At 71.3% G+C, this 16747-nt stretch carries 13 protein-coding genes; 10 read left to right on the top strand and 3 right to left on the bottom strand.

Annotated elements, in window-relative coordinates; genetic code table 11:
- The first annotated feature begins 27 nt into the window (after positions 1-27).
- The 3 genes from IEY87_RS15410 to IEY87_RS15400 all read left to right on the top strand — a co-directional run bounded on the left by IEY87_RS15410 (position 28) and on the right by IEY87_RS15400 (position 5939).
- Positions 28-885, top strand: a complete 858-nt coding sequence (locus IEY87_RS15410) for a hypothetical protein (RefSeq protein ID WP_189139301.1) — start codon at positions 28-30, stop codon at positions 883-885.
- A 217-nt stretch (positions 886-1102) separates the two neighbouring features.
- On the top strand, positions 1103-1609 hold the full coding sequence (locus IEY87_RS15405; RefSeq protein ID WP_189139300.1) for a methyltransferase family protein: 507 nt from the start codon (positions 1103-1105) through the stop codon (positions 1607-1609).
- A 130-nt stretch (positions 1610-1739) separates the two neighbouring features.
- Positions 1740-5939, top strand: coding sequence for a hypothetical protein (locus tag IEY87_RS15400; protein WP_189139299.1), 4200 nt, complete (start codon positions 1740-1742; stop codon positions 5937-5939).
- A 35-nt stretch (positions 5940-5974) separates the two neighbouring features.
- On the opposite strand, the gene IEY87_RS15395 is transcribed toward IEY87_RS15400, so the two are convergent.
- Positions 5975-6250: a hypothetical protein gene (locus IEY87_RS15395; protein ID WP_189139298.1), complete on the bottom strand. Its 276-nt coding sequence runs from the start codon at positions 6248-6250 to the stop codon at positions 5975-5977.
- 113 nt (positions 6251-6363) lie between these two features.
- On the opposite strand from IEY87_RS15395, the gene IEY87_RS15390 reads away from it, so the two are divergent.
- Positions 6364-7344, top strand: coding sequence for an acetylxylan esterase (locus tag IEY87_RS15390; RefSeq protein ID WP_189139297.1), 981 nt, complete (start codon positions 6364-6366; stop codon positions 7342-7344).
- Between the two features lie 60 nt (positions 7345-7404).
- Here the strand turns inward: IEY87_RS15390 and IEY87_RS15385 are convergent, their stop codons facing one another.
- Positions 7405-7692, bottom strand: coding sequence for a Fe-S cluster assembly protein HesB (locus IEY87_RS15385; protein WP_189139296.1), 288 nt, complete (start codon positions 7690-7692; stop codon positions 7405-7407).
- A gap of 199 nt (positions 7693-7891) precedes the next feature.
- Here IEY87_RS15385 and IEY87_RS15380 point away from each other — a divergent pair, with 199 nt between their 5' ends.
- Both IEY87_RS15380 and IEY87_RS15375 read left to right on the top strand, forming a co-directional pair.
- Entirely contained in the window at positions 7892-8458 is a 567-nt protein-coding gene (locus IEY87_RS15380; RefSeq protein ID WP_189139295.1) for a DUF4142 domain-containing protein, read from the top strand.
- 151 nt (positions 8459-8609) lie between these two features.
- Positions 8610-9608 (top strand): PRC and DUF2382 domain-containing protein, encoded by a 999-nt coding sequence (locus IEY87_RS15375; protein WP_189139294.1) that lies wholly within the window; start codon positions 8610-8612, stop codon positions 9606-9608.
- A gap of 349 nt (positions 9609-9957) precedes the next feature.
- Here IEY87_RS15375 and IEY87_RS15370 read toward each other — a convergent pair whose 3' ends face one another.
- Positions 9958-11661, bottom strand: a complete 1704-nt coding sequence (locus tag IEY87_RS15370; RefSeq protein WP_189139293.1) for an exo-alpha-sialidase — start codon at positions 11659-11661, stop codon at positions 9958-9960.
- Positions 11662-12081: 420 nt separating this feature from the next.
- Between IEY87_RS15370 and IEY87_RS15365 the strand changes: the two genes are divergently transcribed.
- The 4 genes from IEY87_RS15365 to IEY87_RS15350 all read left to right on the top strand — a co-directional run bounded on the left by IEY87_RS15365 (position 12082) and on the right by IEY87_RS15350 (position 16721).
- Positions 12082-12357, top strand: coding sequence for a hypothetical protein (locus IEY87_RS15365; protein ID WP_189139292.1), 276 nt, complete (start codon positions 12082-12084; stop codon positions 12355-12357).
- Between the two features lie 83 nt (positions 12358-12440).
- Complete coding sequence (locus IEY87_RS15360; protein ID WP_189139291.1) at positions 12441-13847, top strand: FAD-binding oxidoreductase; 1407 nt, start codon at positions 12441-12443, stop codon at positions 13845-13847.
- 85 nt (positions 13848-13932) lie between these two features.
- Positions 13933-15594 carry an MFS transporter gene (locus IEY87_RS15355; protein ID WP_189139290.1) on the top strand — a complete coding sequence of 554 codons (1662 nt, stop codon included), beginning with the start codon at positions 13933-13935 and terminating at the stop codon, positions 15592-15594.
- On the top strand, positions 15585-16721 hold the full coding sequence (locus IEY87_RS15350) for an FAD-dependent monooxygenase (protein ID WP_189139289.1): 1137 nt from the start codon (positions 15585-15587) through the stop codon (positions 16719-16721). The genes IEY87_RS15355 and IEY87_RS15350 overlap by 10 nt, the downstream gene beginning before the upstream one ends.
- Positions 16722-16747: the final 26 nt, after the last annotated feature.

The raw sequence follows: 16747 nt of genomic DNA, 5'->3' as shown, positions 1-16747 counted from the left end.
CGATCGCCCATGAAGAATGAAAGTCGAGTGCCCCACGCACTCTTCTCCAAGCGAGCCGTCACCCTGGCACTCGCGACCGCGGCGGCGAGCGTCATGCTCCTTCCGGCCGCGCAGTCGGCCAGTGCCGGCACGCTGCAGGTGGCCGGCGCCGCCGTCCAGATGACCTTGCTCGGCGAGAAGCCGATCCTGGGCTGCAAGCGCGGCTGCGGTCACCGCCACCACCACTGCCACCACCGCAGCTGCGGGCACCGCCACCACAAGCACCGTCACAGGCACGGTCACAAGCACGGCCACCGCGACAACGTCCGTCACATCCACATCCCGGTCCCGGATGACCACAAGGACGACAGGCACGACGAGGACGACGACTTCGACGAGGTTGACAGGCCCGTGCGGCCTGAGCCCGAGGTGCCAGAGGTGCCCGAGAAGCCTGAGAAGCCTGAGAAGGACCACGGGGACCACGGGGACCACGGGGACCACTGGGACCACGAGGACAGGGAAGACTGGAGGAACATCCACGGCAAGCTTCCGTGGTGGTCCGCCGGCGACGACCACGGCAAGCACCCCTGGTGGGTCGACCGGGAAGGCGTGCCCAGGGACGACTGGAAGCGACCGGAGCCCAGGCACGACTGGCAGGCGCCGGACCCCAAGGGCGACTGGCGGGTACCGGAGCCCAGAGGTGACTGGAAGGGGGCTCCGCCCAAGGCCGACTGGATGGGGGCGCCGCCCAAGGCCGACTGGAAGGGGGCGCCGCCCAGGGGCGACTGGAAGGGGGCGCCGCCCAGGGGCGACTGGAAGAAGGCTCACGACCACCACCACCACGGCAAGCTTCCGTGGTGGTCCGCCGGCGACGACCACGGCAAGCACCCCTGGTGGGTCGACTGACGGTCCTGGCCGACGTGAAGTGAACACCGCCGTCACGTCGACGGCTGCTGAGCCTGGCCGTAAAGGCATGCTTGGCGCTAAATCCGAGGCGAATGCCGCACCCGTCCGTGGGTGCGGCATTCGGCCGCTTATAGATGGATATATCCGGAAATATTGACGGCTTCCTTTTCCTGTCCCTAAACTCATCATGGAATGAATTCCAGGGTGGGAGATGGGCATGCGAAAGACTCCGGCCGCCGTCGGCAGTGCGTTGTTCTTCGCCGCCGCCCCCGGGACCGTCGCGGTCCTCATTCCTTGGTGGATCACCGGCTGGCAGCCTCGCGCGCCGCTCCCCGTCGCGCTGATGCTCCCGATCAGGCTGGTGGGAGTGCTGCTGACCCTCGCCGGGGCGGTGGTCCTGGTGCAGGCGTTCGTCCGGTTCGTGGTCGAAGGGCTCGGCACCCCTGCTCCGGTGGCTCCGCCGGAGCGGCTCGTCGTCGGTGGTTTCTACCGATACGTACGCAACCCCATGTACGTCGCGGTCCTGGCTTCGATCATCGGTCAGGCCCTCCTGCTCGGCCGGTTCGACCTGTTCCTTTACGCCGTGGTGGTCGGCGCCGCGGTGACGGCCTTCGTCCACTGGTACGAGGAGCCGCTGCTGCGGCGGAGTTTCGGCGCCGAGTACGACGCCTACCGGGCGGCCGTGCCGGGCTGGCTGCCGCGCCTGCGCTCCCGCGACTCCTGACCCCGGGCCGCCCCGAAGGAGCCTGGAGCCCCATGTCCTCGGGAGTTTGACGACAAGTCACTATATGTGGTCAGCTCGTAACTTCTGTTGCTGATGGGTTGATTTACACCGCTTCGGGGGAACCTCTTCCATGCCTTTCAGGCACGCCCTCGTACGCCTGCTCGCATCCGCGTCACTGGCAGCCGCCGTCCTGGCCCCCCTGCCCTCCACCGCCGACGCGCGTACGACCGCCGACGTCCGGACAACCGGCGACGTCCGTACGACGAGCGATGCGCGTACGACCAGGGACGCTCGTACGACGAGCGATGCGCGTACGACCAGGGACGCTCGTACGACGAGCGATGCGCGTACGACCAGGGACGCTCGTACGACGAGCGATGCGCGTACGACCAGGGACGCTCGTACGACCAGCGATGCGCGTACGACCAGGGACGCTCGTACGACTGCCGTCGCCGTTGAACCGGTGCCCCCGGTGCGGCAGCCGGCGCCCGCGTCGGCCGATGTCCCGATGGAGCCGTCCGCGGCCACCGTCGCGGTGGAGACCGACAAGGGCCGGGTCGGACCCGAGGCGCCCGAGGTGACGACCCCCGCGGGCCCCGCACTCGTCGAGCGGATCGAGGCCGAGGCGAGCAAGCGGGCAGGCGGCCCGGGGCCGGACCTGCGGGCCGTGCTGCCGGACACCGCCCAGGCCGCTCCGCTCAAGCTGAGCACCCCGGTGGCGGGGCTGTTCAACGCGATCCGCCTGCCGGCCGGCGCCCTGACCTACCGCCTGTGCGTGCAGAGCGCCGAGGTGCCCGTCTCCTGCTCGGGAGGCCAGCCGCTGGTCAAGCCGGTCGCCGCCGACGTCACCGGCGACGGCGTCGCCGACCTCGCGGCCAGGCTGCTGCCCACCGCCCAGCAGCAGCAGTTCACCGGGCTCGATTTCACGGTCAAGCGCCTGCCCGGCCGTCCCGAACTCCAGGCGCGCGTCTGGGCCGAGTACGACGAGCGCGTGTCGATCGGTTTCGACGGCATGCGCGAGGGCTCGGCGCTGTCCGCCTCGGACCGGGGCACGTTCACCGTCGACCCCACGGGCAAGCGGGTCAAGGCCGACGTCGAACGCACCGACCCGGGCGCCTCCGCCGCCGTCGTGGCCGGGCTGACCGGCCGCACCCTGGTGCGGCTGCGACAGACGCCCGCCACCGACAAGCTCACGATCGACGCCACCCTGAACGCGACCAGGCTGGACCTCACCGCCTCATCCCCGGCCCGGCTGGACGCGCTGGTGGTGACCGGCGACCGGCTGACCCGGGCGGTGCTGGACCGGATGCCCACCCGGGCGCGGGTAACGATGAACCGCGGTAAGGACGGCGACACCGAGGTCCAACTGACCGCCGCCGCCTCCATCGGCCAGGCCGAACTGCACGACCAGACCTACGACGACGGGCGGCTGTCCAGGCTGGCGAGCGTGACGCTGGGGGACGTGCCGCCCGCCTTCACCGCCAGGTACGGCGCCACCGGCGCGAAGCAGACGCTGGCCCTGGACACCCGGCTGCGCCGGGCGGGCACGGCCCAGGTCGTCTACTTCGACAGGGCGGCGGCCAAGACCGTGCTGCGGGCGGAGCTGAGCGGCCTGCCCGCCCGGCTGCGCCTGACGAGCGACCCGGCGGAGCACCGGGTGCGGCACTCGACCAGCTCGCCGATCGGCAGGTTCGCGCTGGTGGCGCAGCGTGGCGGGGGTGCGATCTCCACCCTGCGGGGCGGCCACGTCACGATGATCAAGAACGGGCCGGCCGTCGGCGTCTCGGCGCTGCTGTCCGGGCTGTCCGGCTTCGACGTCACCTACGGCGCCAAGCCCCGCGCCCTCCTGACCGCCACCGCCGGGGGCCGCTCCTTCGTCGGCGCCGCCAGTATCGACGGCATCCACCTGGCCAGGATGGAGATCTCCAACACCCCCGCCCGGGTCGACGTGACGCTCGACCCCGCCACCAGGAAGGCGGTCTACCAGGCCAGCGGCGACATCGGCAAGCTCCGCGCCGCCTACGCCAACACCCGCCAGGGCCCCACGATCGAGGCGACGGTCCGTGGCGTACGCGGTGACGTCAGCGCCTCGTGGACGCTGGGGGAGCGGTCGACGGTCGCGTTCACCAGTTCCTCCCCCTTACCGAACGTCCAGGTCTACGCGAACAGGAAATACGTCACCAAGCCCGGCGGCGAGGACGTCCACGCCGCCATGGACGGCGTCGGCAAGCGGGCCGAACTGGTGGCGGACACCGCCGCCAGGACCCTGACCTGGACTGCGGACACCCCCGTCCGCTCGGTGACCGCGCTCGCCCGCGTCAAACTGCAGGGCCGCGAGGTCCGGGCCGCCGCCCGGGTCACCGGTGTGCCCACCCGTTTCGACGCCTCCTGGAACCCGGGCGACTACCACTTCCGCGGCCTGTCGGGCCCGGTCGGCACGGCGACGCTGGCCTTCACCAACCACGCCGGGGCCAAGGCGCCGGCGGGCCCCCACCTCGCGGCCCACTACGACGAGGCCACCGGGGACCTGGACGCCAGCGTGCGGATCCAGGGCCTGTCGGCGGTCCGGCTCACCCCCGAGGGCGAAGGACTGACCGCCGACTTCCGCGCGGCCCGGCAGCGCCTCGCGATCGACGCCGACATCACCCGGGGCGATCTGCGCTTCGGCGTGCTCGGCACGCTCGGGCCGGTGGTGGAGAAGGGCAGCCGCCTCACGCTCACGGCCGCCGGCTCGACCCTCAGCTACGCGGGCACCCGGCTCGACGTGCGGGCCCGCGCCTGGCTCGGCAAGGCGGGCGCGCTGCGGCGGATGCCGGCGGCCCCCGCGGTGGCGGGCGGGCTCTCGCTGGTGGACGGCGGCTGCGCGGCGGGCTCGCAGGGGTGCGCGCCCGGCCCGTTCTGTACGGCCAGAGGCTGCTTCGGCATCCAGGGATACCTCGACGTGACCGGACTGCCCGAGCGGGTCACGGTCGACCTGGCCGCCAGAACGTTCACCTTCGACGGATACCGGCCGGGCAGCCGGGGCCTCGGCGTCTACCTGGCCAGCACCGTCCTGGCCCCGGTGCCGATCAAGGCCACAGCCAGGCTCACCGGCCTGCCCTCGAAGATCACCCGGATGTCGCTCGGCCCGTTCGAGGTGACCGGGGGCAACACCGTGCGGGCCTTCTACCGCATCGAACCGGCGGCCACGCTCGGCTCCCTGTCCGTGCACGCCCAGGCCGGCGACCTGCGCGGCCGGCTGACGGTCGAACCGGTGCCCGCCGTGGTCGCCGTACACGGAAGCTACGGTGCGAAGACCCGCGTCCGGGTGCAGAACTCCGCGGCCGTCGACCGGCTCACCGCGAAGGTCACCCTGCCCGGGGCGGGCACCGGCGAACTGCGGCTGAAGGACGTGCCCGCCACGTTCGGCGTGGACGCCGACGCGGCCGGTGGCGGGGTGCGTGTGCCCGCCCTCACCTACAAGGCCGAAGGGGGTGCCAGCACGCTGGACGGCTACCTCGCCGTGGAAGGCGGCCTCACGGACCGGCGGGGCGAGCTCGGGGCCGTGTCGATCGCGGTGACCGACCTGGCCGCGGACACCACCGTCAGGCTCAAGCCCGACCTGTCGCTCGACCTGGTGTCGAAGCCGGTGCCCACCGGGCGCATCGAGCTGCACGCCGGGCTGACCGTCGAGCCGGTCGCGCGCCAGCCGATCAAGCTGGCCAAGGAGGTGCCCAGCACCAAGGGATTCCTCACCTACCGCGTGGGCGGCGCCTTCGCGCTCGGCAGGAGCACGATCGAGGATCTGTCACTGAGCGTCCGGCGGGTGTCCTGGCTCAGGATCCGGCCGGGCCAGATCCCGTTCGACCTGAAGGCGCCGCGCGCGGTCGGCTACCTGACGCCCGGCGTCGAGGGGGACTATGCCCGGCTCGACGTCGGCGCCGAGGGCGTCAAGCTGCGTCCCGACGTCAACCTGCGCCTCAGGCTGGTCAAGGACGTCGGTGGTGAGGTGTTCCACGAGTCGGTGCGGATCGGCCCGACCACCTCGCTCGCCCTGCGCCGCTACGACCAGCGGATGCGGCGGATCGGCGCGCAGCATGAGGTCAGCGCGGCCGGGGTGCGGCTGGCCTGCCTGGCGGTCAACGCCAAGCCGGGCTTCGCCGGGAAGGGCAAGGTGAACTCGATCACGCTGCGCGGCTCCGGCGGCCCGCAGATGATCTCGCTGCTGGACGCGGGCGGCCGGGTGCCGGACTACGCGGTCGACCTGCTGACGCACTTCATGTCGCCGTTCCCCGGGGCGCACTGGAAGGTCGCGGAAGCGCGGGCGGGCGGGTGCGCCGGCCCGGCCTGACCCGCGCCTTTACGCCCCCGGCCTGACCCGCGCCTTCACACCAGGGGCTCGCCCAGGCGCACCAGGCGCCGCCCTTCCTGTTCGAGCACCTCCCGCACCGTCCACAGCCGCTCGGCGACGACCGTGCCGTCCATGGTCATGTAACCGCCGACCCGGACGAGGGGGCGCCCGTCGTCGTCGCGGATCAGCTCCGCCCGCGCCTCGGTGTCGTCGCCGAAGTTCAGCAGGAAGTCGTCATTGGAGGCGGGGGCGTCCAGGACCATGCCGGGGGCCAGGTGGGGGCCGGTCGTCTGCACCAGATACGCGCTCATGGTGCGCCCACTACCCCGAATCCGCACGATCCTGCCTGTGCAGGGGGGTAGGTTGACCCCGCCGTCAGCCAATACGGTGAAATATCACCATCCTCTACTGGCTGGAGTTATCTGTGCCTCTGTTCGACCTGCCGCTTGAACAGCTCCGCGACTACCGCCCCGAGCGCGACGAGCCCGCCGACTTCGACGACTTCTGGTCCCGTACGCTCGCCGAGGCGCGTGAGTTCCCGCTCGACGCGACCTTCACCCCGTACGACGCTCCGTACACCAATGTCGAGGTGTACGACGTCTCCTTCGCCGGGTGGGGCGGCCACCGGATCAACGGCTGGTTGCTGACGCCGAGCGGCGCCGAAGGGCCGCTGCCCTGCGTCATGCACTACATCGGCTACGGCGGCGGACGCGGGTTCCCGCACGACCACCTCATCTGGCCGGCGGCCGGGCACGCCGTGTTCGTCATGGAGACGCGCGGCCATGGCGGCGCCCAGACGCAGAGCCCCGGCGTCACCGGCGACCCGCACGGCTCCGCCTCCTCGCAGGCGCCCGGCATGATGACCCGCGGCATCCTGGACCCCGACGACTACTACTACCGGCGGGTCTTCACCGACGCGGTACGGGCCGTGGAGGCCGCCGCCGCGCATCCCGCCGTGGACGCCGGGCGCGTCATCGCCTCCGGTGCCAGCCAGGGCGGTGGCATCGCCCAGGCGACCGCCGTCCTGCACCCCGGCGTGCGGGCCGCGCTCATCGACGTGCCGTTCCTGACGCACTTCCGGCGGGCTGTGGAGATCACCGACCGGGACCCGTACCAGGAGCTCGTCCGTTTCCTGGCGACCCGCAGGGACACCACCGACCAGGTGTTCACCACCCTGTCCTACTTCGACGGCGTCAACTTCGCCGCCCGCGGCCAGGTGCCGGCGTTGTACTCGGTGGCGTTGATGGACTTCGTCTGCCCGCCCTCCACGGTCTTCGCCGCCCACAACCACTGGCAGGGACCCAAGGAGATCACCATTTGGCCGTGGAACGGCCACGAGGGCGGCAGCGGCTACCAGCGTGAGGAGCAGCTCCGCTTTCTGCACAAGCTGCTCGGCGACGGCTGACCTGCCGCCCGACCGGCCGCCGGTCCGGTACGGAACCGGCACCGGACCGGCGCTGGCGGGTCAGGCCGGGCGTTCGGTGACCAGGAAGGACACCGCTCCCTGGTCGTCGGCGCCCGCGTCGAGGGACTTGTCGTCCAGCACCGTCGCGGCCACCTGGTCGAGGTAGACGCGGGCGCCTTCCGCCTCCACGACCTCGTCGGCCGGCTCAGGAGCCGTGGCCAGCGAGAGGGTCAGCGCGTTGGCGCCCTCTCCCTGGGACGAGATGCGGATGCCACTCTGCGTCGGCTCGGGCGCCGCCGCGGTCAGGTCTCGGATGGCCTGTGCTGCGTTGGCTGTCAGGGTGAGCACTAGGGCTCCTCCTCGCGTTCGACGTATATGAATTGCCTGCCCTTCCCTCCTCTGCCGAGCCCAACCATCGGTGCCGAAATTCTTTGCCGACCCGTCGGCGGTTCCCGGCGTGGCATACCGGGCGGAGACATGCCGATCTTCATTACTGTACGTGACTGACCTACCGCTGACGGTAGGCACGTCTATTCGGGGGACAGTCATGACAATTCAGCGTTCGCATCTCGTTCCGCTCGCGCTCGCCGTGGCCGTGCTGACAGCCGGCTGCGGCGAGGCCACCACCGGGGCCGGGACGGCGGCGAGCGCGTCGCCGCAGGCCCCGGCCGACCAGGTCGCGCTGTCCGACCAGGACCGGATCTGGATGAAGAGGATCCACCAGGGCTACCTCGCCGAGACGCGGGCGGGCGGCCTGGCCGAGCGCAAGGGCGGCACCGCCGCCGTCAAGGAGCTGGGCGCGAAGCTGGTCAGCGCCCACACCGAGCTCGACGCCGAGCTCACCCAGGCGGCGGCCCGGCTCGGGGTCGAGTTGCCGTCGGCGCTGTCGGGGGCGCAGGAGAAGGCCGGGAAGGCGTTGGAGGGCGCCTCGCGGGAGGAGTTCGACCGGGCGTTCGTCACCGCGATCCGCAAGCAGCACGCGACCGCGCTGAAGGAGACGCGGACCGAGCTCAAGAAGGGGAGCTCCCCCGAGGTGAAGGCGATGGCCACGAGCGCGCTCGCGGTCCTGCGTCACCATTTGCTCCTGACCAAGACAGCACTGAACAAGGACTGACACCGCTTTTGCAGGAATTGTCATGAAATATCGGTGAAAGGAAATTCTAGGTAATTGGGGTGCGCTTGTGGATGTTTGGGGTATTTGTCCGTCTTGAACCACCCGTCGGCAGGGGAACGGGCCGGCGGGGACAACGATTCGGGGGATCGTCTTGTCTACCCAAACAGAGATCCGCAACTTGCTCGACTGTCGTGTCGTGGGCTCGGACGGCCAGCAGATCGGCAAGGTCGGGCAGGTGTACCTCAGCGACCGCACGGGCGAACCCGAGTGGGTGACGGTGAAGACCGGGTTCTTCGGCACGAAGGAGAGCTTCGTGCCGCTGACCGGCGCACAGCGCGGCTCGGGCACGCTCCGCGTGCCGTTCGACAAGGAGAAGGTCAAGGGCGCGCCCGCCATCGACGACTCGGACGACCGGCTGAGCATGGAAGAAGAGGTGAGCCTCTACCGCTACTACGGCCTGCAGTCGTCGAGCGTCCCGACCCAGCGCAGGGAAGGCCAGGGAAGAGGACCGGCCACCGGAGGGCCGGTCGCAGGCCAGCCGACGACCGGACAGCCGCCGACCACCGGGCGACCTGAAACGGGGCGACCCGAGATGGGGCGGCCGGGCATGGGGCGGCCCGAGGCGCCGCGGCCACGGCCGGGACCGGGGCCGGTGTCTGGAGCCGCGGCCGGGATGACCGGCGCCACCGGCCCGAAGCCCGGAATGGCACAGGACCACGACGACGACATCGACATGACCCGCTCGGAAGAGCAGATGCACGTCGGGAAGGAGAGAAGGGAGTCCGGACACGTACGGCTGCGTAAGTACGTGGAGAGCGAGAACGTCGAGGAGACCATCCCGCTCGAGCGCGACGAGGTCGTGATCGAACGCGAGCCCATCGTCGGTGGCGAGCCCGTCCAGGGCCACGAGTTCGGCGAAGCCGAAGAAGAGACGTTCACCCTGTACGAGGAGCGCCCCGTCGTCGGCACCGAGAGCACGCCCGTCGAGCGCGTGCACATGCGCAAGGAGAGGGTCACCAGGGACGAGACGGTGCAGGGGAAGGTCCGCAGGGAGCGGTTCGAGGTCGACCGGGACGGTGAGACGGTGGATGAGAGCGACAAGCCGCTCCGCGACCGGCCGCACCCCGACGACCCTTCCTCCGGCCACTGACCGCCGGCCGCCCGGTCAGGCGCGGTGCCGATCGCCCGGCCCGGCCGCGGCGGGAGCACGCCGCCGGGCCCGGCGCGGCGTGAAGCGCTCGGCCCGGCGTAGCGGCGTGCCCGCCCGCAGGCGCCCGGTGTCCACCGGGGCAGCGTTCACGTGGCGTTCAGGGAAGCACTTGTACGCGCTGTGGATCTGCGCGCCCGGTGCCGCGTGCGCTGATATAGAGGTGCTGCTTCGTCGAATGTTTGATTATCTCCATTTGTCCCATCAAAAGGGATATTTCTTCCTTGTCAAGGAAAGTCAACGAGCTTGTCAAGCTCGGCGAAGCCGAGCGCCAGGCGGCCTTTCCTGGCAATCATGAGGACTTGGTCGCCGCGTAAAGTTCCACCTCGTTCAGCATCGCGCAGGTGGCGCCGATTTCCGGGTCGCAGTCCTTGGTGGCGTCGACTTCGATCTTGACGTGCCGGCCCTTGACGGGCGTGGCCAGAGCCTCGTGGCGGAGCGCGTAGTCGGTGCGGCCGCTCACCCGCAGGACCGGGGAGCCCCAGGCGCGGCCGTCCCGCGAGACGAACACGCGGGCGCCGGCCGCGTGCCCCCGGCGCAGGCTGAGCCCGATCCGGGTGAAGGCGCGCATCCGGTTCAGGTGCAGGACGTACCGGCCGGGGCCGGCCGAGACGGCGCTGGACCAGTAGCCGGTGCTGCCGTCGAAGGCGCCGCCCGGGCGGGCGAGCGGCCGGCGCCTGCTGGTCCACGTCATCGTGGTGTTCACTGTCAGTTTCCCGGACCGGTGCAGCGCGGCCAGGTTCAGCCGGCCGGGGCCGGGGAGCGGAATGTCCAGATGCCGGCCTTTGATGGCGTACCAGCTGCCGTGCTCGAACCCGTTGCCGGCCGGGCAGGCGGTCTCGTTGAGCGAGCCGTCCCTGCGGGCGCCCGGCAACTTGCAGTTGTCGAAGACCTGCAACAGCCGGTACGGCCCGACCGCCGCGATGCCGCTGTAGCCCGACGTGCCGTGCGCGTCGTAGATCCCGTCCCGGTTGTGGTAAGTCACCCGCTGCCGGTCCCACCTGCCGCCCAGCCCGTCGAAGGACAGGGCGACCCAGACGTCCGGGCGGCCCGCGCTCAGCACCAGGGCGCCGCCCGGCATCAGCAGCAGCCGCGGCGCCACGCCGCGCACCAGGCAGTCCTGGCCGGGCAGCCGCAGGTCCTGTGGGGGAGACCAGGTCGCGCCCGCGTCGGTGGAGCGGCTGTAGGCCAGCGTGGCGTAGGCGCCGCCGCCCTCACGGCGCAGCACCGCCAGCAGGCTGCCGTCGGCCACCTGCTCGACCGCGGCCTCGTTGTAGGCGTAGCGGCTGTCCGGCCGGCCGATCACGCCGCGCCTGGTGAAGCTCGCGCCGCCGTCCGCGCTGGCGTACACCTCGGACTGGTCCAGGTCGACGTCGGCGTAGCGGCCGTACACCGTCACCAGGATCGTGCCGTCGGCGAGCTGGATCGGCCGGCCGTGCGCGACGCCGCCGCCCGCGAGCTTCTCCGGGGTGCCGAACACGGCCTCGGCGCGGTCCCAGCTCTTGCCGCCGTCGGCCGAGGTGAGGATGCCCAGGCTCGCCGTGTGCGCGGTCACGCCGGTCAGGTAGTACTCCGTGGCGAACAGGCGGCCGTCGTGCAACGGGATGGGCGCCTCGCGCAGCGGCGTCCGGGCCGACGGGCCGAACGTGCGGCCGTCGTCGCCGGAGGTGGCCGCGGCGCTGACGTACGGCATGACCACGTCGATGTTCTTCGAATAGGTGACGATTGTGTGGCGTCGAGGTGAGCCGTCCGGGCCGACCGTGTCGATGACGGCCGCGTTCGGGAAGCCGGCGTAGTCCCGACGCTGCTCGGCGGTGGGTTCGGACTCCTGCGGCGGCGGGCCGGGATAGATCCACGACACCGTGTCGGGGCCGGTCGGCTCGTCCTCCGGCAGCGGGCAGTACCCGGGGCCGCCCGCCGCCTGGGCGGCGGGCAGCGGCGACAGCAGGCACGCGACCGCCATCGCGGTGATCGAGGCGGTGCGAGCGGGCCTCATGGCTGTAACCGAAGGGTCGGCTTTAGCCAACCGCAGGGGACGTCCACCTATCCATTGCGCCATATCGCGGACTGTAGATCATGCGTGGCCCGCAGAGCCGCATTCACCTTCCGAGTCCTGCCGAAACGGCGGACTGACGCGGCTGGAGCGGCGGGCGTGCCGCCGTGCGACGGGCGGGGAGTCACAGGTCGGGCGAGGGGGATCGCCGAGAGCCATACGTAAAGTGTCAGTTGACAGAATGGAGGCACCTGGCAGGATCGGGGTGCAAGCAAATAGTCAGGGTTTACACCAGGACCCTGGCGAGGGCCTTGGCCGGGAGGTGGCACCCAGATGACCGTTCATCCGCATCACCACCCCGCGGGTGTCACCCCGGCGCCGAGGCCGACCGCACCACGATCACCGTTTGGTAGGAGCCCCGTCATGCACCTCCAGTCCGACCTCGCCCGGCGAGCGTCCCAAGAACCCGCTTCCTCTCCACATCGCGCACCGGCCGAAGAGGCCTACCGCCACCCATACGGCGGCGACCGGCACCAGACGCCCCGCAGGGCGCGCTTGGCCGTGATCGACGTCCAGGACGAGACCATGCCTCCGCCGCAGGAGCCGGAGACCCACGTCAACGAGCGCCTGCAGCAGATCCGGGAGATATCCCACCGAGCCATCGGCTCGATTGACGACCTGCTCCAGCGCACCGCCTGATCGAGGGACCAGCGGGGGGAACCCGCGCGGACCGAGAGTCCGCGGGGAACCGCACGAGAGACATCTCAGCCAAGAGGAGTGTCATGCAGGGTCAATCGCGACTGGCGCCGGCAGTGCGCGACGTCGGAGCACACCGCCCCCGGGCGATCGCAGGCGAAGTACGGCCGCAGAGCGTCGCCGAGGTGAGCGCCCTCGTACGGTGCGCCGCCGCGGACGGCCGCCGTCTCTTCCCTTACAGCACGGGCCGCAACTGGGGCATGGGCTCAGGAGTCCCCGCCACCGATGAGAACATCGTCGTCGACCTCGGCGGCATGAACCGCATCCGCAGCCTGGACCTCGAGAACGGCTTCGCCGTCGTCGAGCCGGGCGTGACCCAGGCCCAGCTGGCCGACGAACTGCGCGAGACGCCGTGGCTGCTCAACGTCACCGCCTCGTGCGCCGACACCTCGGTGCTCGGCAACGCGCTCGAGCGCGGCGACGGCTCGGTCCGCTCCCGCGTGCACGACGTGGTCGGCCTCGAGGCCGTCATGCCCGACGGCAGCGTCATCACCACCGGCGGCCTGGACACCTGGGGCCGGTACCGCGGCCGCGTCGCGGGTCCCGACCTGACCGGCGCGTTCGTCCAGCACAACCTCGGCATCGTCACCGCGATGGCCATCGCGCTGGTGCCCCGGCCGCAGGCGTTCGGACTGGTCTGGTCCCGGATCCCCCGCGACCAGGCCGAGCGGGCGGTCAGCGCCATGGGAGCGTTCCTACGGCGCGGCAACCCGGCAGAAGGCCTGCTGCGGGTGCGCGAGCTGTCCCTGGTGCCCAGCCGGGGCGAATGGACGCTGCCGGCCGGGGTGGACCCCGAGCTGTTCACCATCGTCGGACCGCTGATCGGCAGCGGCGAGACGGTACGCCTGGCCGAGGAACTGCTCCGCAAGGCGCTCCTGGAAGTGGAAGGCGCCGAGAACCTCCAGGTCCTGGACGCCACCGCCATCAGGCCCGACGACCCGCTGTACAACCGGGCGCTCATGGCCCAGGGCATCCCCACCTGCACCGGCGTGCACAAGGCGCTCGGCGTGGGCTCCTGCGAGCAGGTCGACAGCGGGCGGATGGGCTTCCTCGCCCTGCTGCCGCAGCTGCCGATGGACGCCCGCTCGACCGAGAACATCCTCCAGGTGCTGCGGGCCTCCGTGGAAGTCAACGGCACCGCCGGCCTGCTGGAGTGGAACCTCGTCAGCAGGAACCTCGCCAACGGCGTCCTGCAGATCTTCTTCGACCGTGACGTGCCGGACGCCCCGGCACGCGCCCACCGGCTCCGCCAGGAAGCGGGCGCCCTGCTGCGCGGCTACGGCTGCGTCATCTACCGCTCGGACATCGACAACTCCGCGGCGGACGTCTACGCGCAGAGCAGCCCCGGCACGCTCAGCATGCTCCACCGGCTCAAGGGCGCCTTCGACCCGGGCAACGTGATCTCGCCCGGACGCTACAGCATCAGCGCCTGAACCACTCTTTCTCCCCCCGGCCTGCTGGCGCCGGCAGTCGAGCGCGCCAGCAGGCGGACCATATAGCTCTCATGGAGGTGGCCACGTGCGTTCGTCCCCAGCGGCCGTGCAGCCAGGTTCGGTCCCTGGAACCGACGCCCCCCGGCGCGCGACCCTGCTACGGCTGGTCGGTGCCGGCGTCATGCTCACGGTCATGGCCGACACCACGGCCACCACTCTCGCCGTCGGCCTGATGCGCAACAGCGCCGCCGGCAACGGCATGCCGCTCAACGACCTGGTCTGGCTGACCAGTGCGGCCTTCGTGCCGATCGCCGCACTGCTCGCTTCCGCAGGTCGCTGGGCCGACCTGTTCGGGCGCAGGCGCGTGCTGGTCATCGGCCTGCTGGTGTTCGTCGCCGGTGGGATCGCGACCCTTACCCTGCCCTCCTGGCCGGCGGTGCTGGCGGCCAGGGCGGTCCAGGGCGCGGGCGCCGCGGCGATGATCCCCGCGAGCCTCGCCGTCCTGCTCGGCGAACTACCGGAACAGCAGCGACGCGGCGCCATCGCGCTGTGGAGCTCCGCCTCCGGCCTCGGCTGCCTGCTCATGCAGGCGGGCAGCGGCTGGCTGGCCGCCGGGTTCGGCTGGCGCGCCCTGTTCGCGCCGGTCGTCGTCACCGGCCTGCTCCTGCTCGTGGCCTGCGCCTGGCTGCCGCCCGGCACCAACCGCGCCACCGCGCGCAGCCGGCCCGACCTGCTCGGCGGCTGCCTGCTGGCCGCCTCGATCGCCGCCCTGGTGCTGGCCATCTCCAAGATGACGACGTGGGGCATGGACTCGGCCTGGCTCGCCTGCGCCGCCCTCGTCCTGCTCGTCGCCGCGCTGGCCCAGGCCCGCCGCCACCGCGTGCCCGCCATCGACCTGACCCTGTGGCGCAGGCCCGGGTTCGCCTGGGGCTGGCTGGCCACCTGGGGATTCGGCATGCTGTCCTACGGCCTGCTCACCCTCCAGCCGCTCTACCTGCTCCAGCTCGGCTTCCCCATGATGGAGGTGGCCCTGTGGCTCACCCCCACCTCGGTGGCCATGGTCATCACCGCCTGGCTCGGGGGCAAGATCGTACGCAAGCTCGGGCCGTACGGACTGATCTATCTCGGCGCCGCCGTGTGCGGCGGCTCCTGTGTGGTGGCGCTGGCGCAGACGACGCCGAACCTGTGGGGCCTGGCGGCCAGCATCGGCATCGGCATCGGCGTCGGCGCGCTGGCCCCCGGAACCTCGATGGCCACCACCCTGACGGCACAACCCCATCAGTACGCCTCCGCGGTCGGCGCGGCGGTCATGTCCCGGATGGTCGGCGGAGCCGTCGGCGTCGCCGCCGTGTCCGTCATCATCGACCACCCGTTCATGGCCGGGCCACTCGGCGGGCTGGCCAGCGCGCTCGCCATCTGCGTGGCCGTCTCCGTCCTCGTCGGCAGCCTCGCGCTCATCAAGATGCTCCGGATGCCGCACGCCACCGGCGAGGTCATGGTCCTGGTGCCACGCCGGATGCTGCTGGAGCTCCGCACCACCCTCGCCACCGTCGCGGCCGAGGCGGACGCGCTGCAGGCCGCCCAGCTGGCCGGAGAGAGCCCCGCGATAAGTCCCACCACCGCCATTCCACAGCAGCGGCGAGCCACCGCCCCCGCCCCCGCCATGAGGGCCACCGCAGGCTCGCCCACCCGTCCCCTCGGGGGCACGCTTGTTCGATCACCAGAAGGGCTCTCATCATGGCAGTGACATCCTGCGACGTAGCGATCGTCGGCGCCGGCCTCGGCGGCTGCTTCCTGGCACTCCTGCTGGGCCGCAGCGGCAGACACGTCGTCGTCGTCGAGCAGGGACCGAGCGTCCCCACCGCAGGCGCCGACTTCGTCAAACGCCCCGGCATGCAGGTGCTCGCCCGGCACGGGCTCGTGAGCCTGGTCGAACGGCACGCGCTCAAACGCGACATCGTCCGCTACTACCACGACGGCGAGCCGATCCAGGAGTGCACCTACCCCGACGGCTTCCTCATCCGCCCCTACCGTGAGCTGGTCGAGGTCATCTACTCCTCCTGCGCCATGCAGGGCGTGGAGTTCTGGTTCGACTCCCAGATCGACCACCTGGCCATGGACGGCGACCGCGTCGAGCACCTGTCGCTCGCCGACGGCCGCGAGCTGCGGGCGAACGTCGTCATCGGCGCCGACGGCACCCGATCGGCCGTGCGCCAGGCGCTCGGCTTCGACAAGGAGAGCACGTCGTACCCGCACCTGCTGCGGGTCGCCACCGTGCCGCTGACCGCCAGCGTCGCCCAGCTCAACCGGCTCTACTTCAACTCCGACGGCTGGTTCAGCTACCTGTACCCGATCAACCACGACCAGGCCCGGGTCTTCGTCGGCCTGCCCGCCGACGACGACCGCGAGGTGTTCGGCACCGCCGGCGCGCCGACGCTGCTCAACGCGCTCAGCGGGCTCGTCACCGACAACGCCGACGCCTACACCGTGCTCGGCTCCGCCTCCTGGCAGGCGATCCCCATCGCGGCCATGCGGGTGGCCGCCTACCACAAGGGCAACGCCGCCCTGCTGGGGTCCGCCGCGTTCGCCTGCCACCCGATGACCGGCATGGGCATGAGCTACACCCTGCACGACGCGGAGATCCTCGCCGAGATCATCTGCGCCGCCGAGGGGGACCAGGACCTGCTGGACAAGATGCTCGAGACAGGGTACGAGCCGCGCCGGCGCCGGCACGGCGAGCTCATCGACTACGGTGACGCGCTGTCGGGCACCTTCCACGACAAGCCGTCCTACCTGCGGGCCTTCCGCCAGGACCTGCACGTCTTCGGCGACACCGAGCCGATCGGGGAGGAGTTCGTCAAGGTGATGGGCTGACGCCCCCAGATGACCTGTCCAGGGTG

The organism is Nonomuraea glycinis (assembly GCF_014646515.1).
Taxonomy (GTDB): domain Bacteria; phylum Actinomycetota; class Actinomycetes; order Streptosporangiales; family Streptosporangiaceae; genus Nonomuraea; species Nonomuraea glycinis.
This window is presented reverse-complemented; position numbering and strand designations above follow the sequence as displayed.